Source organism: Variovorax sp. Varisp46 (genome assembly GCF_059491885.1).
In genome coordinates this window covers 5,868,496-5,891,203 of record NZ_CP168515.1, presented here as the reverse complement: position 1 = coordinate 5,891,203, position 22,708 = coordinate 5,868,496, and the positions used below count along the sequence as shown (strand labels likewise).

The window sequence follows — 22,708 nt, the reverse complement described above, 5'->3', positions numbered from 1 at the left end:
GAAAAAAGCCCTAAGTAGTTGATTTACTTAGGGCTTTTGGACTTACGCGGACAACCGCGAAAGTAATGTTGGTGGCCTGGGGCGGAATCGAACCACCGACACGCGGATTTTCAATCCGCTGCTCTACCAACTGAGCTACCGGGCCATTGCATTTGAGTGCAGCCCTAAATTATACAGCGCTTCTGCGCCCTCTTGAAAGATCCACACCAAGTTGTTTGAGCTTTCGATAGAGATGGGTGCGTTCGAGGCCGGTTTTCTCGGCGACGCGGGTCATCGAACCATTCTCCATCGCGAGGTGGAACTCGAAGTACGCCTTCTCGAAACCGTCGCGCGCGTCGCGCAGCGGGCGGTCGAGATCGAAGCTCTGCGTCGACTGCGGGCCGGCGTCGGCCACCGGCACGGAAGCCAGCGAGGCCATCAGCAGGCTGTCGCCCGTCGTCGTGATGGCGGCTGCCTGGCTGCCGGCGACGGGCGCGGGCACCACGCCTGCAGCGGCGCGGCGCGCGCTCTCGCGCGCCAGGCCCTGCTCCACCGCCTTGAGCAGCTTCTGCATGGTGATGGGCTTCTCGAGGAAGGCGAACGCGCCGATGCGCGTGGCGTCGACCGCGGTGTCGATGGTGGCGTGGCCGCTCATCATGATGACGGGCATGCTCAGCAGGCCGGCGGTGGACCACTCCTTGAGCAAGGTGACGCCGTCGGTGTCGGGCATCCAGATGTCGAGCAGAACGAGGTCGGGCCGCGCGCGCTGGCGCGCAGCGCGCGCCTCGGCGGCGTTTTCCGCGAGCTCCACGTTGTGGCCTTCGTCATTGAGAATTTCGAAGAGCAGGTCCCGGATGCCCAGCTCGTCATCGACCACGAGAATGTTTGCCATGAGTGCTGCTTGTTGTTTGCGCTGGTGTCTGCAATGTGTGTAGGGTCCGCGGGCCCATCCGTCGCCTGTGCGACGGATATTCGTGCGGCTCAGGCGGCGGAAGACTTTGAATCTTCGGTGTGAGCGGCCGCTGCCCGCGGCCCGCTTGCCAGCGCGAATGATAGCGAGACTTGCGCCCCTGCTACAGCCCCGTCGACGACACGGTTGGAAAGCTCGATGCGCGCGCCATGCTCGTCGGCGATTTTCTTGACGACCGCAAGGCCCAAACCGGTACCTTTTGTTTTCGTGGTGACGTAGGGTTCGAACGCGCGCTTCAGGATGTTCTCGGCAAAACCAGGGCCGCTGTCCTGCACGGTCAGGCGCACGCGCTGACCCGAATCTCCGAGCCGCGTGCGCACCACGACCTCGCCCGCCCTGCCGGTCCCGCTGGCGGCAGCCTCGGCGGCGTCCTGCGCGTTCTGCAACAGGTTGTGTATCACTTGGCGGATCTGCTGCGCATCGCCGCGAATGGGCGGGCAGCGCTCGTCGAGTTCGGAGCGCAGCGTGATCGGCAGGTTCTCCGCGCTGTAGAGCTGGAGCACGTCGGCCAGCAAGGCGTTGAGATCCACCGGCTTGAGGTCGGCGGCGGGCAGTCGCGCGTAGTCGCGGAATTCGTTCACCAGCCGCTTCATCGCATCGACCTGGTCGACGATGGTCTTCACCGACTTCACGAGCACGGCCTGTTCGGGCGGCTGGACCTTGCCCGACAGTTTCATCTCCAGCCGCTCGGCCGAGAGCTGGATCGGCGTGAGCGGGTTCTTGATTTCATGTGCCAGCCGGCGCGCGACCTCGCCCCAGGCCTGCGCGCGCTGGGCCGAGACGATCTCGGAGATGTCGTCGAACACCAGCAGCCGTGCGGCGCCGGGCAGTTCCGCGCCGCGCGCGACGATGTTGATGGCGCCGTCCTGCTGCGGCAGGTCGGTGCCGGAAGCGTGCAGTTCGAAGGCGTGTTGCCAGTGGTCGAGGCCGTGCTGCACGCGCTCGACGAGAAAGTCCTCGAATTGCTGCTGCACCTTGGCGCCGAAGTCGGCCAGGCCCGGCACGTCGACGAGTGCCCGACCTTCGTAGGCCGCGAGCGGCGCGCGCAGCACACGGGTCGCGCCTGGGTTCGTCGAGAGCACGGTGCCCTTGGCGTCGAGCACGATCACGCCGGAGGTCAGGTTGTCGAGAATGGTCTGCAGGTTGGCGCGCGCGGCATCGAGCTCGCCCACGGTCTTCTCGACGGCGCCGCGGGCATCGGCCAGCTGCTGGGTCATGACGGCGAACGAGCGCGTGAGGCCGCCCAGTTCGTCCTTGCCCTGAAGCACCGCGGTGGGCCGCAGGTCGCCGGCGGCCACCTGGCGCACACCGTCGGCCAGCACGAGCAGCGGCCGCGCGAGCTGGTTGCCGAACAGCACGGCCAGCAGCACCGCACCGAACACGGCGAGGAACAGGCTCAGCGTGAGCGTGCCGATATACATGCGGCGCAGGCCCTCGCGAGCGAGCGCCCGCTCCTGGTATTCGCGGTTGGCCTCCTGCACGGCCAGCGCGTTGGCGACCACGGCCGGCGGCAGCGGCCGCGTGACTTGCAGATACCGGGGCGCGGTGTCGAAGTCGAAGCCCGGCCTCTGCACCATGGCTAGCGCGCGCACGCTCGCCACCGGCGGGGTCGCGCCCGGTGGGGCGGTTTCGTCCAGACCCTCGACGTGCGCGACGGCGCGCTCCGGTCGGACCTGGCGGAACTGCTGGGGGGTCGGACGCTCGGGGCTGAGCTGGAAACGGGAGCTGCCGGCGCTGGCCACCAGTTGCCCGGAACCGGTCCAGAGGATCACGTCGGTGGCCTCGAGCTGGTCGCGGATGCGTTCGAGCACCAGGCCCGCGCTCGTGTCGGGCACCTGCGCCAGCTGTGCGCTGGCGCCGCGCGTCTTGGCGGCGAGATCGTCGGACAGCGAATCGAGCGTGGCGCGCCCGAGGTTCAGGCCGGCATCGAGCGCACCTTCGACCTTGACGTCGAACCAGCTCTCGATCGAGCGCGCAACGAACTGATAGGACACCACGTAGACCAGCGCCCCGGGCACCACGCCCACCAGCGCGAAGATGGCCGCCAGCTTGATGAGCAGCCGGCTGCCGAACTTGCCTTGCCGCAGCCGCCGCAGCAAACGGAAGGCGACCCAGCCGATCACCAGCACCAGCAGCACCGCCACCACGACGTTGATGCCGAACAGGCGCACGTAGTAGCGCTCGTACAGCGCGCGGTTGTTGGTGGCCTGCGCCAGCAGGAACATCAGCACCAGGCCGATGGCCGTGACCAGCGCGGCACCGACGCCAATGGCCCAGCGCGTGGCCCGCGCGCGGCGCGCGGCCGGCGTGGCCGCTGCGCCGCTGCGCCCGGAAATGCTCACTTCTGCTTCTCCATTGCGAGCCGGGCCGTGCGCTCGGTGGCGATGTTCCAGTCGGCCTGCCCGACCACGCCGATCTGGAACGGGCGCGGCAGCTGCGAGGTGTCGAGCCGGAAGCGGAAGGTGACCTGGTGCAGCGGATCGTCGCCGACCTCCGACACGTCGGCCAACCGCAGGCGGCCGACGCGCTTGATGGCGTCGAGCGCATCGGCCAGCGTGTCGAAGTTCTGGTTCAGCGAGATGCCCAGGCCGGCCGCGCCCGTCATCGGCGCTGCCGACACGTTGAGGCGCCAGCGGCGCGTGAGGGGCTGGTAGGCCAGCCGCATGTGGCGCGTGACCTGGGCGACCTTTCGGTCGGTCCAGTACCAGCGCTCCTGGTAGAGCTCGGCCTCGGCCACGAAATAGATGGCGATGCCCTTGTCGAGCACCTCCTCCACCAGCGAGGGCAGTTCGAACTGCACCGCAGCGCTGAAATAAACGCCGTCGTCGGCCTGTTCGAGGCGCATCTGCGTGATCGACGCGCCGGTGCGGGCCTGGGCGGCCGCCGGAGCCGGCAGCCAGGCCATGCACATCGCCCAGGCCCAGAACAGGATGGGCAGCCAGACCGGCCAGCGCCGCTCAGTGCGGGCGCTTTTCAAGCAGGGCGTAGAAGAAACCGTCGTGGTCACCAGAGGGATTGTCCGGGACGCCGCGGGCATTCGACCCGCTTTGGGGCAGCAAATGGCCTGGCGATGGCAGCAATCGGGCGTCGGTGTTGTGTACAAGAAACGCATCAATTTGTTGCGAACCCTCTTCGCGAAACACGGAGCAGGTGCAGTAAAGGAGCCGGCCGCCGCGCCGCACCAGCGGCCAGAGCGCGGCCAGCAACGCGGCCTGCTGGGCGGCGAGCTGGGCGGTGTCGCTCTCGCGGCGCAGCCAGCGAACGTCGGGATGGCGCCGCACGATGCCCGAGGCGGTGCATGGCGCATCGAGCAGGATGGCGTCGAAAGGCGTGCCGTCCCACCACTGCGCCGGACGCCCCGCGTCGGCCACGAGCACCTTGGCGCTCAGTCCGAGGCGGGCGAGGGTTTCGTCGATGCGGCGGCTGCGGGCGGCATCGACTTCGAGCGCGGTCACGTCGATGGCGCCGGGAGCCGCCATTTCGAGCAGGTGCGCGGTCTTGCCGCCGGGAGCCGCGCAGGCATCGAGCACCCGCAGCGGCACTGCGGCACCGGGCTTCGCCGGCAACAGGCCTTCGAGCAGCAGCGGCGCGGCCATCTGCGCAGCGGCATCCTGCACCGAGCAGGCACCGTCGGCAAAGCCGGGCAGTTGCTGCACGGGGCGTGCACGCGTCAGTTGCAGGCCGCTGGGACCCACGCGCGTCGCGCCGAGACCGGCGGCCTCCAGCTCCACAAGATAGGAAGCCGCGGTCGACTTCTGAACATTGACCCGCAGCGTCATCGGCGCCTGCGCGTTGTCTGCGCCCAGCACCCGTTGCCACTCGCGCGGATGGTCGCGCTTGAGGCGCTCGATCCACCAGCGAGGGTGGTTCCATTGCGCGACCGGCTCGGAGTCGGTGGCGGCCACCAGTTCGTCGCGCTCGCGCAGGAAGCGCCGCAGGCAGGCGTTGATGAAGCTCGCCTGCGCCCGCGTCGCGGGGTTGCGCTTGGCGGCCTCGACGGCCTGGTCGACCAGCGTGAACGGTTCGTAGGGCGCGCGCTCGGCGTCCCAGGCCAGCGCCAGCGCGGTGCACAGCAATGCATCGGGCAGGGGCGGCGGCGTGCGCTTGGCCAGGTGGCGGCGCAGCGCTTCGGCGCGGCCGAGCCATCGCAGCACCTGGAAGCCGAGCGCCTGCACGCCGGGCCGCAGCGCGGGCTCGACGGCTTCGAACGCGACGGAACCCGAGGTGCCGGCGCGGATCGACGCCAGCGCCGCTGCGGTCAGTTGCAGTTGGCGCCAGAGCGGGGGCTGCAATGACGGCGTGCCGCTGCTGCTCGAGGAAGGATCGGAAGGTAGTTCTGACAAGTTGGGACGATGGTAACGGGCGCCCGGAAAGCCGGGCGCCCCGCAATGAAAAGATGGAAAAGAATCGCGCCGGGTTCGTTCAGAGCAACGGCGCAGCCGGACGCAGACGCACGGCCCATGCCACCAGCAGTGCCGGGAATTGCGCGATCGCGGCGTTGTAGTGCCCCACCGCCTGATTGAACTGGCCCCGAGCGATCTCCGCCGCGGCCGAAGGCTCGGGCCACGCGATCGGCTCGCTGGCGCTGGGCGACATGGCCTCGGCCCCAGGCTGCAGTTGCGCCGGCCGCGACAGCGTGCCGTCGGCATCGAACACCGTCACCTCGTCCGGGTGCTGGCGGCGCCATGCATTGGCCCACACCTGGAGCGCAGTGGCCAGCGCGGCCATGCCGCCGCTGTCCAACGGGTGCAGCCGGGTCGCACCGAGCAAGGTCGCGAGTTGGGTCGTCGCGGCCTGCAATGGCGCGATGGACGACAGCGACTCCCCCGTTGGCGCTGCTTCTGGCGCTGGCGCGGCGGTGATGCTGGCCTGCACGAAATCCAGCTGCTTGCCCAGGGCCGCGTCGAGCAGGCCGTAGGCCTGCAACACAGCCGCGCGCAAACGCACCAGCCGGTTGTAGGCACCGACAAACCAGAACAACAGGATCGCAATGACGATCCAGCTGGCCAGCGATTCGGGCAACACGCTCATCGACGACAACGCCTCATGGAAAACACAAAGAAAAACGCCCCCCAACCGGGGGCGGTCGGGGGGCGTGTGTACCGGTCATGGCCGGTGATGCTACCCAGTTATTCGGTCGCAGCGCCTTCGCTGGCGTCCGCCGTACTGGTCGTCGCATCGCTGTCGGCGGAGCCTGCCAGTTCGGCAGCTTCCGATTCGGCGATGGCGCGGCGCTCGGCTTCGTCCATGGCGTCCTTGACCTTGCGGGCCTGGTGGTACGCCATGCCGGTGCCTGCGGGAATCAGGCGGCCGACGATGACGTTTTCCTTCAGGCCGCGCAGCTCGTCGCGCTTGCCCATGATCGCGGCTTCGGTCAGCACGCGCGTCGTTTCCTGGAACGACGCGGCCGAGATGAACGAGTCGGTCGACAGCGATGCCTTCGTGATACCGAGCAGCAGGTTGGTGAACGTCGCGGGGATCTTGCCTTCGGCGCGCAGGGCGTCGTTGGTGTTGAGCATTTCGCTGCGTTCGACCTGTTCGCCGGAGATGTAGCCGGTCTCGCCGATGTTGTCGACCACGACGCGGCGCAGCATCTGGCGAACGATCACCTCGATGTGCTTGTCGTTGATCTTCACACCCTGCAAACGGTACACGTCCTGCACTTCGTCCACGATGTAGCGCGCGAGTTCTTCCGAACCCAGCAGGCGCAGGATGTCCTGCGGGTCCGCCGGGCCGTCGACCACGCTTTCGCCCTTGTTCACCACCTGGCCTTCGTGCACCAGGATGTTCTTTTCCTTCGGCACGAGGTCTTCCCAGACCGTGCCTTCCGGATCGGTGATCTGCAGGCGGATCTTGCCCTTGGTTTCCTTGCCGAACGACACGGTACCGGTCATTTCGGCCAGCATGCCCTTGTCCTTAGGCGAACGGGCTTCGAACAGCTCGGCGACGCGCGGCAGACCGCCGGTGATGTCGCGGGTCTTCTGGCCTTCGACCGGAATACGCGCCAGCACTTCGCCGGGGCCCACGTCCTGGCCGTCGCGGATCTGCACCAGCGCGCCGATCGGGAAGCCGATCGTCACCGAGTGATCGGTGCCGGGGATCTTCACTTCCTGGCCTTGCGCATCGATCAGCTTCACCTGCGGGCGAACGACCTTGGCAGCGCCGCGGCGCTTCGGATCGATCACGACCAGGGTCGACAGACCGGTCACTTCGTCCACTTGCTTCGCAACCGTGAGGCCTTCCTCGACGTTTTCGAACTGCGTCTTGCCGGCGAATTCCGTGATGATCGGACGGGTCAGCGGGTCCCAGTTGGCGAGCACGTGGCCGGCCTTGATCTGCTGGTCGGCCTTGACCGTCAGCGTGGCGCCGTACGGCACCTTGTGACGTTCGCGCTCACGGCCGTGCTCGTCATGGATGACGATCTCGCCCGAACGCGAAATCACGACCAGCTCGCCCTTGCTGTTGGTCACGTAGCGCATCGTGGCATTGAAGCCGATCGAGCCGTTCGACTTGGCTTCCACGCTCGAAGCGATGGCAGCGCGCGAAGCGGCGCCACCGATGTGGAAGGTACGCATCGTCAGCTGCGTGCCGGGTTCGCCGATGGACTGGGCAGCGATCACACCGACGGCTTCGCCGATGTTGATCAGGCCGCCGCGGCCCAGGTCGCGTCCGTAGCAGGTCGCGCAGATGCCGAAGCGGGTTTCGCAGGTCAGCGCGGTGCGGACCTTGACTTCGTCGACGCCCTGGGCTTCCAGGACTTCGATGTTGTCTTCGTCGAACATCTCGCCGGCCTTGAGCAGCACCGAACGGTTTTCCGGGTGCAGCACGTCGTCCGCAGCCGAGCGGCCGAGGATACGGTCGCGCAGCGATTCGATCACTTCACCGCCTTCGACGATCGCGCGCATCAGGTAGCCGCCGTGCGTGCCGCAGTCCTGCTCGGTCACGACCAGATCCTGCGTCACGTCGACCAGACGACGGGTCAGGTAACCCGAGTTCGCCGTCTTCAGCGCCGTGTCGGCCAGACCCTTACGGGCACCGTGGGTGGAGATGAAGTACTCCAGCACGTTCAGGCCTTCGCGGAAGTTCGCGGTAATGGGCGTCTCGATGATCGAGCCGTCCGGCTTGGCCATCAGGCCCCGCATACCGGCCACCTGGCGAATCTGCGCTGCGGAACCGCGGGCGCCCGAGTCGGCCATCATGTAGATGGAGTTGAACGACTCCTGCTCGACTTCCTTGCCGTGGCGGTCGATGACCTTCTGCTTCGAGAGCTTGGCCATCATGACCTTCGACACTTCGTCGCCGGCCTTGCCCCAGATGTCCACCACCTTGTTGTAGCGCTCGCCGGAGGTCACGAGACCGGAGACGTACTGCTGTTCGATCTCCTTCACTTCCTTGGCCGAGCGTTCGATGATGCCGTGCTTTTCAGCGGGCACCAGCATGTCGTCGATCGCGATCGAGATGCCGGCCTTGGTCGCCAGGCGGAAGCCGTTCTGCAGCAGCTTGTCGGCGAACACGACGGTCTCTTTCAGGCCGCACTTGCGGAACGAGACGTTGATGAGCTTGGAGATTTCCTTCTTCTTCAGCGCCTTGTTGATGTTCGAGAACGGCAGGCCCTTCGGCAGGATCTCGGACAGCAGTGCGCGGCCCACGGTGGTGTCCACGAGCGAGGTCGACGGCGTGAAGACGCCGGTTTCCTTGTCCTTGGTGTACTCCGTGATGCGCACTGCCACCTTGGCGGTGAGTTCGACTTCGTTGGCGTCGAGCGCACGCTGCACTTCACCGATGTCGGAGAAGATCAGGCCCTCGCCCTTGCCGTTGATGCGGTCGCGGGTCGTGTAGTACAGACCCAGCACCACGTCCTGCGAAGGAACGATCGACGGTTCGCCCGAAGCCGGGAACAGCACGTTGTTGGAGGCCAGCATCAGCGTGCGGGCTTCCATCTGCGCTTCCACCGACAGCGGCACGTGGACAGCCATCTGGTCGCCGTCGAAGTCGGCGTTGAAGGCTGCGCAAACGAGCGGGTGCAGCTGGATGGCCTTGCCTTCGATCAGGATCGGCTCGAACGCCTGGATGCCCAGGCGGTGCAGCGTCGGAGCGCGGTTCAGCATGACCGGGTGCTCCTTGATGACCTCTTCCAGGATGTCCCAGACCACCGGCGTGCCCGATTCGACTTCCTTCTTGGCAGCCTTGATCGTCGTCGCGATGCCCATGGCCTCGAGGCGCGAGAAGATGAAGGGCTTGAACAGCTCGAGCGCCATCAGCTTCGGCAGGCCGCACTGGTGCAGCTTGAGCGTCGGGCCCACCACGATGACCGAACGGCCCGAGTAGTCGACGCGCTTGCCCAGCAGATTCTGGCGGAAGCGGCCGCTCTTGCCCTTGATCATGTCGGCCAGCGACTTCAGCGCGCGCTTGTTGGCGCCCGTCATGGCCTTGCCGCGGCGGCCGTTGTCGAGCAGCGAGTCGACAGCTTCCTGCAGCATCCGCTTTTCGTTGCGCGCGATGATTTCCGGAGCCTTCAGCTCCAGCAGGCGGCGCAGGCGCGAATTGCGGTTGATGACGCGGCGGTACAGGTCGTTCAGGTCGGAGGTCGCGAAGCGGCCGCCGTCCAGCGGCACCAGCGGACGCAGGTCCGGCGGCAGCACGGGCAGCACGTCGAGCACCATCCACTCGGGCTTGATGCCCGACTTGCGGAAGGCTTCCAGCACCTTCAGGCGCTTGGAGTTCTTCTTGACCTTGACTTCGGAGCCGGTCAGGTCGCCGCGCAGGCGTTCGATCTCGCTGTCGAGTTCGATGCCCTCGAGCAGGTCCTTGATGCCTTCGGCGCCCATCTTGGCGACGAACTCGTCGCCGTATTCCTTGCGCTTCGCGTCGTAGTCGTCCTCGGACATGATGCCGAACTTCTTCAGCGGGGTCATGCCAGGGTCGGTGATCACGTAGGCTTCGAAGTACAGCACGCGTTCGATGTCGCGCAGCGTCATGTCGAGCACGAGGCCCAGACGCGACGGCAGCGACTTCAGGAACCAGATGTGGGCGCAGGGCGCGGCCAGGTCGATGTGACCCATGCGCTCGCGACGCACCTTGGTCTGCGTGACTTCGACGCCGCACTTCTCGCAGATCACGCCGCGGTGCTTCAGGCGCTTGTACTTGCCGCACAGGCACTCGTAGTCCTTGATGGGGCCGAAGATCTTGGCGCAGAACAGGCCGTCGCGCTCGGGCTTGAACGTGCGGTAGTTGATCGTCTCTGGCTTCTTCACTTCGCCGAAAGACCACGAGCGGATCTTCTCGGGCGAAGCCATGCCGATCTTGATGGCATCGAAATGCTCATCGGGCGTGAATTGCTTGAACAGGTCGAGTAGCGATTTCATAAGACTCTTTCCCTTTTCAACTTAAGAACGCTCAAGCTCGATGTCGAGCCCCAGCGAACGGATTTCCTTGACCAGCACGTTGAACGATTCCGGCATGCCGGCTTCGATCGAGTGCTCGCCCTTGACGATGCTTTCGTACACCTTGGTACGGCCTTGCACGTCGTCGGACTTCACGGTCAGCATTTCCTGCAGGACGTAGGCGGCGCCGTAAGCTTCCAGCGCCCACACTTCCATTTCCCCGAAACGCTGGCCGCCGAACTGCGCCTTGCCGCCCAGCGGTTGCTGCGTGACGAGCGAGTACGGGCCGGTCGAACGGGCGTGCATCTTGTCGTCCACCAGGTGGTGCAGCTTCAGGAAGTGCATGTAGCCGACGGTGACGGGGCGTTCGAACTGGTCGCCGGTGCGGCCGTCGAACAGGTACGCCTGCGTGCGCGTATCGGTCAGGCCCTTGAGCTTGGCGATGTCGTCCGGGTAGGCGAGCTTCAGCATGCCGCGGATTTCTTCTTCCGAAGCACCGTCGAACACAGGCGTCGCGAAGGTCGCGCCGTTCTGCAGGTTCGCTGCCATTTCGAGCAGTTCGGTGTCGTTCAGCGAGCTGATGTTTTCCTGGCGGCCCGAGCCGTTGTACAGCTGCTCCATGAACTTGCGCAGCTCGGCCACCTTGGCCTCCTGCTGCAGCAGGTCACCGATGCGCTGGCCAATGCCCTTGCCGGCCCAGCCCAGGTGCACTTCCAACACCTGGCCCACGTTCATCCGCGAAGGCACGCCCAGCGGGTTCAGGCAGATGTCGCACGGCGTGCCGTCGGCCATGTGGGGCATGTCTTCGACCGGAACGATCTTGGACACCACACCCTTGTTGCCGTGGCGGCCGGCCATCTTGTCGCCGGGTTGCAGGCGGCGCTTGACGGCCAGGTAGACCTTGACCATCTTGAGCACGCCCGCGGGCAGCTCGTCGCCCTGCGTGAGCTTCTTGCGCTTTTCTTCGAACGCGAGGTCGAAGCTGTGGCGCGTCTGCTCCAGCGAGTTCTTGATCGACTCGAGCTGCGTGGCCACTTCGTCTTCCGCCGGGCGGATGTCGAACCAGTGGAACTTCTCGACCGACGACAGGTAGGCCTTGTCGAGCTTGGTGCCCTTGGCCAGCTTGTTCGGGCCGCCGTTGGCGACCTTGCCGGTCAGCAGCTTCTCGATACGGTCGAACGCGTCGGCTTCGACGATGCGAAGCTGGTCGTTCAGGTCGAGGCGGAAGCGCTTGAGTTCATCGTCGATGATCTGCTGGGCGCGCTTGTCGCGCGTGATGCCTTCGCGGGTGAAGACCTGCACATCGATCACGGTGCCTTGCGAGCCCTGGTCCACACGCAGCGAGGTGTCCTTCACGTCGGAAGCCTTCTCGCCGAAGATGGCGCGCAGCAGCTTCTCTTCAGGCGTCAGCGTGGTCTCACCCTTCGGCGTGACCTTGCCCACCAGCGTGTCGCCCGGCTGCACTTCGGCGCCGACATAGATGATGCCGGATTCGTCGAGGCGGTTGAGCTGCTGCTCGGCCAGGTTCGGGATGTCGCGCGTGATTTCTTCAGCGCCCAGCTTCGTGTCGCGAGCCATCACCACCAGTTCCTCGATGTGGATCGAGGTATAGCGGTCTTCTGCAACGACGCGTTCCGAGATCAGGATCGAGTCTTCGAAGTTGTAGCCGTTCCACGGCATGAACGCGATCAGCATGTTCTGGCCGAGGGCCAGTTCGCCGAGGTCGGTCGATGCGCCGTCGGCCACCACGTCGCCCTTGGCGATCTTGTCGCCGCGCTTGACGATCGGACGCTGATGAATGTTGGTGTTCTGGTTCGAACGCTGATACTTGATCAGGTTGTAGATGTCCACACCGACTTCACCGGCAGCCGCTTCGGCGTCGTTCACGCGCACCACGACACGGGTCGCATCGACGTAGTCGACGATACCGCCACGGGTGGCCGTGACCACGGTGCCCGAGTCGACCGCGGAGACGCGCTCGATGCCGGTACCGACCATCGGCTTCTCGGGCCGCAGCACGGGCACGGCCTGACGCTGCATGTTGGCGCCCATCAACGCGCGGTTCGCGTCGTCGTGCTCCAGGAACGGCACGAGCGATGCGGCCACCGACACGATCTGCGCGGGCGACACGTCCATGTACTGGATGCGCTCGGCACCGACCAGGATCGATTCGCCGGCTTCACGCGCGGAGACCAGGTCGCCGGTCAGCACGCCGTCCTTGTCCAGGGCCGCGTTGGCCTGGGCGATGACGTACTTGCCTTCCTCGATGGCCGACAGGTAGTCGATCTCGTGGGTGACCTTGCTGTCCACCACGCGGCGGTACGGCGTCTCGATGAAGCCGTATTCGTTCAGGCGGGCGTACAGGGCCAGCGAGTTGATCAGGCCGATGTTCGGGCCTTCAGGCGTTTCGATCGGGCACACGCGGCCGTAATGGGTCACGTGCACGTCGCGCACTTCGAAGCCTGCACGTTCACGCGTCAGACCGCCCGGGCCAAGGGCCGACACGCGGCGCTTGTGGGTGATTTCGGACAGCGGGTTCGTCTGGTCCATGAACTGCGACAGCTGCGACGCACCGAAGAATTCCTTCAGCGCGGCCGAGATCGGCTTGCTGTTGATCAGGTCGTGCGGCATCAGCGGCTCTTGTTCCGCTTGACCCAGACGTTCCTTCACGGCCTTTTCGATACGTGCCAGGCCGGTGCGGTACTGGTTCTCGGCCAGTTCGCCGACGCAACGCACGCGGCGGTTGCCCAGGTGGTCGATGTCGTCGACTTCGCCGTTGCCGTTGCGCAGGTCCACGAGGATCTTGACCACGGCCAGGATGTCCTCGTTGGTCAGCACCATCGGGCCGGTCGACTCGTCGCGGCCGACCTTGGCGTTGAACTTCATGCGGCCGACGCGCGACAGGTCGTACGTGTCCGGGTTGTAGAACAGGCGCTGGAACAGCGCTTGCACGGCGTCTTCCGTCGGCGGCTCGCCGGGGCGCATCATGCGGTAGATGGCCACGCGGGCTGCGAATTCGTCCACCGTTTCGTCGATGCGCAGGGTTTGCGAGATGTACGCGCCCTGGTCGAGTTCGTTGGTGTAGATCACCTGAACGTCTTGCACGCCGGCGGTGCGCAGCTTCTTCAGCAGCGCTTCGGTCAGCTCGTCGTTGGCCTTGGCCAGGATTTCGCCGGAGTCGGCGTCGACGATGTTGCGGGCGATCACGCGGCCGACCAGGAAGTCTTCCGGCACGCTGATGTGCGTGGTGCCGCCCTGCTCAAGCTCACGCGTGTGGCGCGCGGTGACGCGCTTGTCCTTGGCGACCACGACCTTGCCCGACTTGTCGGTGATGTCGAAGCGCGCGACTTCGCCGCGCAGGCGCTCTGAGACGAACTCCATCTGCGCGCCGCTGTCCATCAGGCGGAAGTTGTCGTTCACGAAGAAGTTCGCGAGGATCGATTCCGGGTTCAGGCCGATGGCCTTCAGCAGGATCGTGACCGGCATCTTGCGGCGACGGTCCACGCGGAAGTACAGCATGTCCTTCGGGTCGAACTCGAAGTCGAGCCACGAACCGCGGTAGGGAATCACGCGGGCCGAGAACAGCAGCTTGCCCGAGCTGTGCGTCTTGCCCTTGTCGTGTTCGAAGAACACGCCGGGCGAACGGTGCAGCTGCGAGACGATCACGCGCTCGGTGCCGTTGATGATGAACGAACCCTTGTCGGTCATGAGCGGAACTTCGCCCATGTAGACCTCTTGCTCCTTCACTTCCTTGACCACCTTCGACTGCGACGTCGACGACTCCCGGTCATAGATGATGAGCTGGACCTTGGCGCGCACGGCCGAGGCGAAGGTCAGACCACGGGTCTGGCATTCACGCACGTCGAACGCCGGCTTCGCCAGGTTGTACTCGAGGAACTTCATCTCGACGAAACCGTTGTGCGAGACGATCGGGAAGGCGGCGTCGAACGCGGCCTGCAGGCCTTCGACGGTGCGTTGTTTCGGGGGAATGCCGGCTTGCAGGAACGCGGTGTACGCGTCTTTCTGCATCTGCAGCAGGTAGGGGATTTCGACGACGCTGTCGCGATTGCCGAAACTTTTTCGGATGCGCTTGCGTTCGGTGTAACTGTACGCGGACGATTGGGCCATGAGAGCTCCGGTGCTTGAGATCTTCAGCGACTTGTCAGCAGTGCCGAGGCACCACTGCTTGGCGGCTGGCCACTACCAGCCGTTGGCGGACAGCGATGCGTTGCACATCGCCCGAACCAAGGGATCTTCTGCAGTCGGGGTCAGAAGACACTCGAAAATCCGCTTGATTTTGACTTTCCCTTCGACCTGAAGATCTCCGGGGAAGCCGGCAATCAAGCCGACTTTCGGGTGCGCTCTGAAAGCGGCAAAGGCTGGAGGGCCTTTTCAAGCACCTCCAGCCCTCTAGGGGGTCTGAATTACTTCAGTTCCACCTTGGCGCCGGCTTCTTCCAGCTTCTTCTTGGCAGCGTCAGCGTCAGCCTTCGACAGGCCTTCCTTGACAGCCTTGGGAGCGGCTTCCACCAGGTCCTTGGCTTCCTTGAGGCCCAGGCCGGTGATTTCGCGCACGGCCTTGATGACCGACACCTTGTTCGCGCCGACATCGGCCAGCACGACATTGAATTCGGTCTTCTCTTCGACCACAGCGGCGGCAGCGCCACCACCGGCGGCCGGAGCCGACATTGCAGCGGCGCTCACGCCGAACTTCTCTTCGATGGCTTTCACCAGGTCGTTGAGTTCCAGGACCGTCATCGCGTCGAGTGCGGTCAGAAATGCGTCTTTATCGAATGCCATTTTTGTTTCCTAACAATTGGGTTGAATGTTTCAAACGCGAGGCTCAAGCGGCCTGCGCTTCTGCCGGTGCATCGGCAACGGGTGCAGCTTCGCCACCACCGCGCTTCTCGGCCAGCGCCGCGAGCACGCGGGCGGTACGAGAGATCGGGGATTGCATCAAGCCCAGCAATTGCGCCAGCAGCACTTCCTTCGAAGGGATGTTGGCCAGTTGCTTCACGCCGTTCACGTCCAGGGCCTTGCCGCCAAACGCGCCACCGCGAATCACCAACTTGTCGTTGGTCTTCGCGAAGTCGGCCACCACCTTGGCGGCAGCCACTGCGTCTTCGGAAAAGCCGTAGATCAGCGGACCGGTCATCTGGTCGCCAACAATCTCAAACGCGCTACCGGCGACAGCACGGCGTGCCAGGGTGTTCTTCAGAACACTCAGGGTCACACCCTTGCTGCGCGCTTCGATGCGCAGTTTGGTCATATCGGCCACCGTGATGCCACGGTATTCCGCCATCACGAGCGTTTGAGCTTTTGCGGCGAGGCTGGTCACATCACTGATGACCGCTTCTTTCTCACTGCGATTCAGACTCAAGGTCTACTCCTTTTAATGCGATCTTCGGCCGGGGCCTGGGATCGCGCTTCATGCAGCGACCAACAACTGTTTCGGAACAAAAATCAAATTCCTTGCAGCGGGATCGCCATCTGCGCTGGATACCGGAAGGATCGATCCGGCGATTAAGTGCAGCGCCCTGCACACCAGCGGTCTTGGATGGCCCGCAGCAACCTGAGCTGCCGCGACCCACCACATTCGCCCCGCCCCTTCACGTTAGATCAGGAGCAAGGCAAATCTCTTTAGCTCGCCGAGATGGTTTGCGTGTCCACGCGGACACCCAGACCCATGGTCGACGACACAGCCACCTTGCGCAGGTACACGCCCTTGCTGGTCGCGGGCTTTGCCTTGACCAGAGCGTCGATCAGCGCGGCGAGGTTGCCCTGCAGCTTGTCGTTGTCGAACGAGCGGCGGCCGATCGTGCCGTGCACGATGCCGGCCTTGTCGACGCGGAACTGGACCTGGCCAGCCTTGGCGTTCTTGACAGCGGTCGCAACGTCGGGCGTCACGGTGCCAACCTTCGGGTTGGGCATCAGGCCGCGCGGGCCGAGGATCTGGCCGAGCGTACCGACGACGCGCATCGCGTCAGGGGCAGCGATCACGACGTCGAAAGGCATGTCGCCAGCCTTGACCATGGCAGCGAGGTCGTCCATGCCGACGATGTCGGCGCCGGCGGCCTTGGCTTCTTCAGCCTTGGCGCCTTGGGCGAACACGGCGACGCGCTTGGTCTTGCCGGTGCCGTTGGGCAGCACGACGGCGCCACGCACGACCTGGTCCGACTTCTTCGCGTCGATGCCGAGCTGCACAGCCACGTCGATCGATTCGTCGAACTTGGCGGTAGCGGCGTCCTTGACGATGACGATCGCGTCAGCCAGCGGGTACAGCTTGTTGCTGTCGACCTTGCCTGCGAGCGACTTCTGCTTCTTGGTGATCTTGGACATTTACACGCCCTCCACATTCACGCCCATCGAGCGGGCCGAGCCGGCGATGGTGCGAACTGCTGCGTCGAGGTCGGCGGCAGTCAGGTCCTTCATCTTGGCCTTGGCAATTTCTTCGAGCTGTGCGCGAGTGATCTTGCCGACCTTGTCGGTGTGCGGACGGGCCGAGCCCTTTTCCAGCTTGATGGCCTTCTTGATCAAGGTGATCGCCGGGGGCGTCTTGATGATGAAGGTGAAGCTCTTGTCAGCGAACGCGGTGATGACCACCGGCAGCGGCAGACCCGGCTCGACGCCTTGGGTTTGCGCATTGAACGCCTTGCAGAACTCCATGATGTTCAGACCGCGCTGACCGAGTGCGGGACCGATCGGCGGGGACGGGTTGGCCTTACCAGCTGGCACTTGCAGCTTGATGAAGCCGACGATTTTTTTCGCCATGCTTTTTGCTCCTTGCGGGTGATATCGCCTTGGCTTGCGGCCAGGGCTCCCCGGGGTTGAACGACTCTTCGATCAAGGCCGCGCGCCGAGTCGGACAACGCGCAGCCGGGAATGCTTCAGGCCTTGCGGCCTGTGGCTCAGGTCTTTTCGACCTGGCTGAATTCGAGCTCCACAGGCGTCGCGCGGCCAAAAATCATGACCGACACGCTGACCTTGCTCTTCTCGTAGTTGACTTCTTCGACCGTGCCGTTGAAGTCGGTGAACGGGCCTTCCTTGACGCGCACGAATTCGCCGACGGTGAACTCGACCTTGTGGCGCGGCTTCTCGGTGCCCTGCTGCATCTGGCTGACGATGTCCTCGACCTCTTTCTGCGAGATCGGGGCCGGACGGTTCTTGGCGCCACCCACGAAACCCGTCACCTTGTTGGTGTGCTTCACCAGGTGCCAGCTCTCGTCGTCCATGATCATTTCGACCAGGACGTAGCCAGGAAAGAAGCGGCGCTCGGTGGTGCGCTTCTGGCCGTTCTTGATCTCGACCACTTCCTCGGTCGGAACCAGGATGCGGCCGAACTTGTCCTGCATGCCGGCGCGGTTGATGCGCTCGGTGATGTTGCGCTCGACGGCCTTTTCCATGCCCGAATAGGCATGCACCACATACCAACGCAGATCGGGGTTGGCGGCGGGAGCCAGAATCGGAGTGTTTTCCTCTTCAGGCGTGGTTTCAACTACGTCGTCGGTCATTGCTTACTTTCTCCAGCCCAGAATGAGGTCGAAAAACACCCATTCGAGCGTCTTGTCGGTGAGCCAGAGGAAGACGGACATGATCGCCACAAAGGCGAACACATAAGCCGTCATCTGCATTGCTTCCTTGCGGGTCGGCCACACGACCTTCTTGACCTCGCGCCACGAGTCGCGGCCAAAAGCCCACAACTGACGGCCATTCTCCGAACTGCCAAAGGCACCCACCGCAGCGGCCAGGCCGACCAGCAGCGCAGCCCACTGGACCAGCGAACCTTGGCGCGACAGCAGATAGAACGCCACGATGGCGCCCACTGCCAGCACAACAGCCGCGGCCAACTTGGCCTTGTCTGCGCCGGTGCTCACGGTTTCGATTTGAGAAGTGGCCATGGTTGGCTGATTTCCTGCGCCTTTCGGCCTTCTATTCAATGCGCCTCTTGAGACGCCGAAGCCCATCGGGTCGCGATGGGCTTTTTCGGGGTGCCACCTAGGTGGCAGGGGCAGTAGGAATCGAACCTACAACCTTCGGTTTTGGAGACCGACGCTCTGCCAATTGAGCTATACCCCTCCGGTACTCTTTTCGCTCGGCTTAGATGTCGAGGATTTTCGCCACGACGCCCGAACCCACGGTGCGGCCGCCTTCGCGGATGGCGAAGCGCAGGCCTTCTTCCATCGCGATCGGGTTGATCAGCTTCACGGTGATGCTGACGTTGTCGCCGGGCATGACCATTTCCTTGTCCTTGGGCAGCTCGATCGCGCCGGTCACGTCCGTCGTGCGGAAGTAGAACTGCGGACGGTAGTTGTTGAAGAACGGCGTGTGACGGCCGCCTTCGTCCTTCGACAGGACATACACCTCGGCGGTGAAGTGCACGTGCGGCTTGATCGAGCCGGGCTTGCACAGCACTTGGCCGCGCTCGACTTCTTCGCGCTTCGTGCCGCGCAGCAGCACACCGACGTTGTCGCCAGCCTGGCCCTGGTCCAGCAGCTTGCGGAACATTTCCACGCCGGTGCAGGTGGTCTTGACGGTCGGGCGGATGCCGACGATTTCGATTTCCTCGCCGACCTTGATCACGCCGCGCTCGACAGCGCCGGTCACCACGGTGCCGCGACCCGAGATCGAGAACACGTCTTCCACGGGCATCAGGAAGGTGCCGTCCACGGCGCGCTCAGGCGTCGGGATGTAGGTGTCGAGGGCTTCGGCCAGCTTCATGATGGCACCTTCGCCCAGCTCGCCCTTGTCGCCTTCGAGGGCGAGCTTGGCCGAGCCGTGGATGATGGGGGTGTCATCGCCGGGGAATTCGTACTTGTCGAGGAGTTCGCGGACTTCCATTTCGACCAGCTCGAGCAGTTCCTTGTCGTCGACCATGTCGCACTTGTTCAGGAACACGATGATGTAGCCCACGCCCACCTGGCGAGCCAGCAGGATGTGCTCACGGGTCTGGGGCATCGGGCCGTCGGCGGCCGAGCACACCAGGATGGCGCCGTCCATCTGGGCGGCGCCGGTGATCATGTTCTTCACGTAGTCGGCGTGGCCGGGGCAGTCGACGTGTGCGTAGTGGCGGTTGGCCGTTTCGTACTCGACGTGCGCGGTGTTGATCGTGATGCCGCGGGCCTTTTCTTCGGGCGCAGCGTCGATCTGGTCGTAGGCCTTGGCTTCGCCGCCGAACTTGGCCGACAGCACCGTGGCGATCGCCGCCGTCAGCGTGGTCTTGCCATGGTCGACGTGACCGATCGTGCCCACGTTCACGTGCGGCTTGGTGCGGGTGAATTTACCTTTTGCCATTTTTCGACTCCGAAAAAAAACGTTTTCAACGTATGCAGATGGGTTGCAAAGCTGCCGTTGCAACCCCCAAAAACTGGTGCCCTTTGCGGGAATCGGACCCGCGACCTCTCCCTTACCAAGGGAGTGCTCTACCACTGAGCCAAAAGGGCTTTGTCTAACCAAATCGCATTCCTGCGCCGAACCGGATCTCTGGAGCGGGAGACGGGAATCGAACCCGCGTCATCAGCTTGGAAGGCTGGGGTTCTACCATTGAACTACTCCCGCATCAGGGGCACTTCAAGGCACCCAAAGCGCTAGATCCAATCGCTCCTAGAAACCAAATTCATCGCTGGTGGAGAGGGCTGGATTCGAACCAGCGTACTCGTAAGAGGGCAGATTTACAGTCTGCTGCCATTAACCACTCGGCCACCTCTCCGGCGAACCTCGAAATATAGCACGGTTTTGTGACTACCCAGAAATCCCAGCATCAAGAAGATGCGGAAGAACTGCCCGAGGCGTGAGCCCACGATTATCTCCGAAGTTCAGCCCTCCGGCCGCTGCGCCTCCCGCCATGCGCGCGCTTCGCCGAAATGACCGCAGCCGATGAACGGCACGGGCGGGCGCAGCGCCGAAAGGGGCGACGGATGATTCGCCATCAGCACCTTATGGCGCCCAACATCGATCAACGCACGCTTACTCTGCGCGTGCGAGCCCCACAGCATAAAAACAACAGGTTTGGTGCCAGCCGAAACATGGCGGATGACGGCATCCGTCAGCACTTCCCAGCCGCGGCCGGAATGGCTGGCGGGCTGCGCTTCTTCGACCGTCAGGCAGGTGTTGAGCAACAGCACGCCGTGCTTCGCCCACTTCACCAGGCTGCCGCCCGGGTTCGGAAACGGCGGCTGCGGCGCGCCGAGGTCGCGCTGAAGCTCCTTGAAGATGTTGCGCAGCGACGGCGGCAGCGCCACGCCGGGCGCCACGGAGAACGCCAGCCCCTCGGCCTGGCCGCGTCCGTGGTACGGGTCCTGGCCCAGGATCACCACGCGCACCTCGTCGGGCGGCGTGAGTTCCAGCGCCCGCAGCGGCTGCGGCGGAAAGATCACGGCGCCCGCATCGAGGCGTTCGCGCAGGAAACCCAGCAACTTCTGCCCGACGGCGCCACCGAAAAAGTCGTCGACCAGCGGCTGCCAGCCGGGCGCTACCGGCCAGTCGGCGGGATCGCTGCTCGACAGCTGATCGGGCCGATTCATTTGAACAACGCAGCGAGGGCCTCGCCGGGCTCCTTGGCGCGCATGAACGCCTCGCCGACCAGGAATGCATTGACGCCGGCCGCGCGCAGCGTAGCCACGTCTGAGCGCGTGGCGATACCCGATTCGGTGACGGGCAGGCGGTCCGCCGGCAGCCTGGGCAGCAGATCGATGGTCGCCTGGATCGACACCTCGAAGTTGCGCAGGTTGCGGTTGTTGACGCCGATCAGCGCGGTCTTCAGCTTGAGCGCGCGGTCGAGTTCGGCGGCGTCGTGCACTTCCACCAGCACCGCCATGCCCAGCCCGCGCGCGATGGCTTCGTAGTCCTTCATCTGCGCGTCGTCGAGGCACGCGACGATCAGCAGGATCGCATCGGCACCCATTGCGCGCGATTCGTACACCTGGTACGCGTCGATGACGAAATCCTTGCGCAACACCGGCAGGTCGCACGAGGCGCGGGCTTGCTTGAGGTAGTCCACGCCGCCCTGGAAGAACTGCTTGTCGGTCAGCACCGAAAGGCAGGCCGCACTGATCTCTCCATCGCCTTCGGCGTAGCTCTGCGCAATGTCGGCGGGAATGAAGTCCTCGCGCAGCACGCCCTTGCTCGGGCTGGCCTTCTTGACTTCGGCGATCACGGCGGCATGGCCGGCGGCGATCTTGGCGCGCAGCGCGGCTTCGAAATCGCGCGTCAGCACGCGGCTCTCGGCGTCGAAGCGAACGGCCTCGAGCGGCGCGCGCTTCAGGGCCGCCGCGACTTCCTGGTGCTTGACGGCAACGATCTTGTCGAGGATGTCGGACATAGCTTTGGGTTCCGTTTTCTTGAGGCTCAGACGGCCGCAGAGGCCTTGACCAGTTCGGCCAGCTTGGCCTTCGCCGCGCCCGACGCGATGGCAGCGCGCGAGCGCTCCACGCCCGCCGCCACCGAATCGACCACGTTCGCCGCATACAGTGCGGCGCCAGCATTCAACAACACGATGTCGAGTGCGGGGCCGGCGTGATTGTCGAGCACGCCAAGCAGCATCGCCTTCGACTGTTCGGGCGTCTCCACGCGCAGTGCGCGGTTGCTCGACATCTGGAAGCCGAAGTCTTCCGGATGCAGTTCGTATTCGCGAATTTCGCCGTCCTTCAGTTCGCCCACCATGGTGGCCGCACCAAGCGAAATTTCGTCCATGCCGTCGCGGCCGTAGACCACCATCGCATGCTCGGCGCCGAGCCGCTGCAGCGCACGCACCTGGATGCCCACGAGGTCGGGGTGGAACACGCCCATCAGGATGTTCGGCGCACCGGCCGGATTCGTCAGCGGCCCGAGGATGTTGAAGATCGTCTTGATGCCGAGCTCCTTGCGCACCGGCGCGACGTTCTTCATCGCGGGGTGGTGGTTCGGCGCGAACATGAAGCCGATACCCACCTGCTCGATCGAGCGTGCAATCTGCTCGGGTTTCAGGTTGATGTTCACGCCCAGCGACTCCAGCACGTCGGCGCTGCCCGACTTGCTCGACACGCTGCGCCCGCCATGCTTGCTCACCTTGGCACCCGCTGCGGCCGCGACGAACATCGAGCAGGTCGAGATATTGAAGGTGTGCGAACCGTCGCCGCCGGTGCCGACGATGTCCACGAGGTGCGTCGTGTCCGTCACGGGCACCTTGGTCGACACCTCGCGCATCACCTGCGCGGCGGCGGTGATCTCGCCGATGGTTTCCTTCTTCACGCGCAGGCCGGTAATCAGCGCAGCCATCATCACGGGCGAGCACTCGCCGCTCATGATGAGGCGCACGATGTGCAGCATCTCGTCGTGGAAGACCTCGCGGTGCTCGATGGTGCGCTGCAGCGCTTCCTGGGGGGTGATCATGGAAAGTCTCC

General features: G+C 64.6%; 17 protein-coding genes and 5 tRNA genes. All 22 read right to left on the bottom strand.

The genetic code is table 11. The annotated features are described in order from the left end of the window. Positions 1-69: 69 nt before the first annotated feature. The 22 genes from ACEN9N_RS27795 to trpD all read right to left on the bottom strand — a co-directional run bounded on the left by ACEN9N_RS27795 (position 70) and on the right by trpD (position 22,697). Positions 70-145, bottom strand: a tRNA-Phe gene (locus tag ACEN9N_RS27795). A 24-nt stretch (positions 146-169) separates the two neighbouring features. Further along, positions 170-871: a response regulator gene (locus ACEN9N_RS27790; RefSeq protein WP_007831069.1), complete on the bottom strand. Its 702-nt coding sequence runs from the start codon at positions 869-871 to the stop codon at positions 170-172. 89 nt (positions 872-960) lie between these two features. Continuing rightward, positions 961-3,291, bottom strand: coding sequence for a sensor histidine kinase (locus ACEN9N_RS27785; RefSeq protein WP_413314955.1), 2,331 nt, complete (start codon positions 3,289-3,291; stop codon positions 961-963). Continuing rightward, entirely contained in the window at positions 3,288-3,854 is a 567-nt protein-coding gene (locus tag ACEN9N_RS27780; RefSeq protein ID WP_007831065.1) for a DUF4390 domain-containing protein, read from the bottom strand. The genes ACEN9N_RS27785 and ACEN9N_RS27780 overlap by 4 nt, the downstream gene beginning before the upstream one ends. Before the next feature lie 52 nt (positions 3,855-3,906). Next, positions 3,907-5,241, bottom strand: coding sequence for a 16S rRNA (cytosine(967)-C(5))-methyltransferase RsmB (gene rsmB, locus ACEN9N_RS27775; RefSeq protein ID WP_495655013.1), 1,335 nt, complete (start codon positions 5,239-5,241; stop codon positions 3,907-3,909). A 130-nt stretch (positions 5,242-5,371) separates the two neighbouring features. Further along, positions 5,372-5,980, bottom strand: coding sequence for a LemA family protein (locus ACEN9N_RS27770; RefSeq protein WP_413314953.1), 609 nt, complete (start codon positions 5,978-5,980; stop codon positions 5,372-5,374). 98 nt (positions 5,981-6,078) lie between these two features. Further along, a complete protein-coding gene (gene rpoC, locus ACEN9N_RS27765) occupies positions 6,079-10,314 on the bottom strand; it encodes a DNA-directed RNA polymerase subunit beta' (RefSeq protein WP_007831062.1) in 4,236 nt (1,411 codons plus the stop codon). A gap of 21 nt (positions 10,315-10,335) precedes the next feature. Then, complete coding sequence (rpoB, locus tag ACEN9N_RS27760) at positions 10,336-14,460, bottom strand: DNA-directed RNA polymerase subunit beta (RefSeq protein ID WP_495655012.1); 4,125 nt, start codon at positions 14,458-14,460, stop codon at positions 10,336-10,338. Positions 14,461-14,756: 296 nt separating this feature from the next. Further along, on the bottom strand, positions 14,757-15,131 hold the full coding sequence (gene rplL / locus ACEN9N_RS27755) for a 50S ribosomal protein L7/L12 (protein WP_007831060.1): 375 nt from the start codon (positions 15,129-15,131) through the stop codon (positions 14,757-14,759). A 43-nt stretch (positions 15,132-15,174) separates the two neighbouring features. Next, entirely contained in the window at positions 15,175-15,711 is a 537-nt protein-coding gene (gene rplJ, locus ACEN9N_RS27750; protein ID WP_007831059.1) for a 50S ribosomal protein L10, read from the bottom strand. Between the two features lie 260 nt (positions 15,712-15,971). Next, complete coding sequence (rplA, locus tag ACEN9N_RS27745; RefSeq protein WP_007831052.1) at positions 15,972-16,670, bottom strand: 50S ribosomal protein L1; 699 nt, start codon at positions 16,668-16,670, stop codon at positions 15,972-15,974. After that, positions 16,671-17,102, bottom strand: a complete 432-nt coding sequence (gene rplK, locus ACEN9N_RS27740) for a 50S ribosomal protein L11 (protein WP_007831051.1) — start codon at positions 17,100-17,102, stop codon at positions 16,671-16,673. A 137-nt stretch (positions 17,103-17,239) separates the two neighbouring features. Beyond that, entirely contained in the window at positions 17,240-17,842 is a 603-nt protein-coding gene (gene nusG / locus ACEN9N_RS27735; protein WP_007831050.1) for a transcription termination/antitermination protein NusG, read from the bottom strand. 3 nt (positions 17,843-17,845) lie between these two features. After that, entirely contained in the window at positions 17,846-18,229 is a 384-nt protein-coding gene (gene secE, locus ACEN9N_RS27730) for a preprotein translocase subunit SecE (protein ID WP_007831049.1), read from the bottom strand. A gap of 102 nt (positions 18,230-18,331) precedes the next feature. Next, a tRNA-Trp gene (locus tag ACEN9N_RS27725) sits at positions 18,332-18,407 on the bottom strand. 21 nt (positions 18,408-18,428) lie between these two features. Next, positions 18,429-19,622 (bottom strand): elongation factor Tu, encoded by a 1,194-nt coding sequence (tuf, locus tag ACEN9N_RS27720; protein WP_108143266.1) that lies wholly within the window; start codon positions 19,620-19,622, stop codon positions 18,429-18,431. A 74-nt stretch (positions 19,623-19,696) separates the two neighbouring features. Next, positions 19,697-19,771, bottom strand: a tRNA-Thr gene (locus ACEN9N_RS27715). Between the two features lie 41 nt (positions 19,772-19,812). Next, positions 19,813-19,886 (bottom strand) — tRNA-Gly (locus ACEN9N_RS27710). Positions 19,887-19,951: 65 nt separating this feature from the next. Further along, positions 19,952-20,037 (bottom strand) — tRNA-Tyr (locus ACEN9N_RS27705). A 106-nt stretch (positions 20,038-20,143) separates the two neighbouring features. Continuing rightward, complete coding sequence (locus tag ACEN9N_RS27700) at positions 20,144-20,851, bottom strand: uracil-DNA glycosylase (protein ID WP_007830971.1); 708 nt, start codon at positions 20,849-20,851, stop codon at positions 20,144-20,146. Next, positions 20,848-21,648, bottom strand: coding sequence for an indole-3-glycerol phosphate synthase TrpC (gene trpC, locus ACEN9N_RS27695; RefSeq protein ID WP_495655011.1), 801 nt, complete (start codon positions 21,646-21,648; stop codon positions 20,848-20,850). Before trpC ends, ACEN9N_RS27700 begins: the two co-directional genes overlap by 4 nt. 26 nt (positions 21,649-21,674) lie before the next feature. Beyond that, positions 21,675-22,697 carry an anthranilate phosphoribosyltransferase gene (trpD, locus tag ACEN9N_RS27690; RefSeq protein ID WP_478180531.1) on the bottom strand — a complete coding sequence of 341 codons (1,023 nt, stop codon included), beginning with the start codon at positions 22,695-22,697 and terminating at the stop codon, positions 21,675-21,677. Positions 22,698-22,708 lie beyond the last annotated feature (11 nt).

What these genes read in the sequence shown, in the direction of transcription:
- ACEN9N_RS27790 (WP_007831069.1), bottom strand. Translation starts at nt 871, where the DNA reads ATGGCAAACATTCTCGTGGTCGATGACGAGCTGGGCATCCGGGACCTG.
- ACEN9N_RS27780 (WP_007831065.1), bottom strand. Translation starts at nt 3,854, where the DNA reads ATGGCCTGGCTGCCGGCTCCGGCGGCCGCCCAGGCCCGCACCGGCGCG.
- ACEN9N_RS27770 (WP_413314953.1), bottom strand. Translation starts at nt 5,980, where the DNA reads ATGAGCGTGTTGCCCGAATCGCTGGCCAGCTGGATCGTCATTGCGATC.
- rpoC (WP_007831062.1), bottom strand. Translation starts at nt 10,314, where the DNA reads ATGAAATCGCTACTCGACCTGTTCAAGCAATTCACGCCCGATGAGCAT.
- rpoB (WP_495655012.1), bottom strand. Translation starts at nt 14,460, where the DNA reads ATGGCCCAATCGTCCGCGTACAGTTACACCGAACGCAAGCGCATCCGA.
- rplL (WP_007831060.1), bottom strand. Translation starts at nt 15,131, where the DNA reads ATGGCATTCGATAAAGACGCATTTCTGACCGCACTCGACGCGATGACG.
- rplA (WP_007831052.1), bottom strand. Translation starts at nt 16,670, where the DNA reads ATGTCCAAGATCACCAAGAAGCAGAAGTCGCTCGCAGGCAAGGTCGAC.
- rplK (WP_007831051.1), bottom strand. Translation starts at nt 17,102, where the DNA reads ATGGCGAAAAAAATCGTCGGCTTCATCAAGCTGCAAGTGCCAGCTGGT.
- nusG (WP_007831050.1), bottom strand. Translation starts at nt 17,842, where the DNA reads ATGACCGACGACGTAGTTGAAACCACGCCTGAAGAGGAAAACACTCCG.
- secE (WP_007831049.1), bottom strand. Translation starts at nt 18,229, where the DNA reads ATGGCCACTTCTCAAATCGAAACCGTGAGCACCGGCGCAGACAAGGCC.
- tuf (WP_108143266.1), bottom strand. Translation starts at nt 19,622, where the DNA reads ATGGCAAAAGGTAAATTCACCCGCACCAAGCCGCACGTGAACGTGGGC.
- ACEN9N_RS27700 (WP_007830971.1), bottom strand. Translation starts at nt 20,851, where the DNA reads ATGAATCGGCCCGATCAGCTGTCGAGCAGCGATCCCGCCGACTGGCCG.
- trpC (WP_495655011.1), bottom strand. Translation starts at nt 21,648, where the DNA reads ATGTCCGACATCCTCGACAAGATCGTTGCCGTCAAGCACCAGGAAGTC.
- trpD (WP_478180531.1), bottom strand. Translation starts at nt 22,697, where the DNA reads ATGATCACCCCCCAGGAAGCGCTGCAGCGCACCATCGAGCACCGCGAG.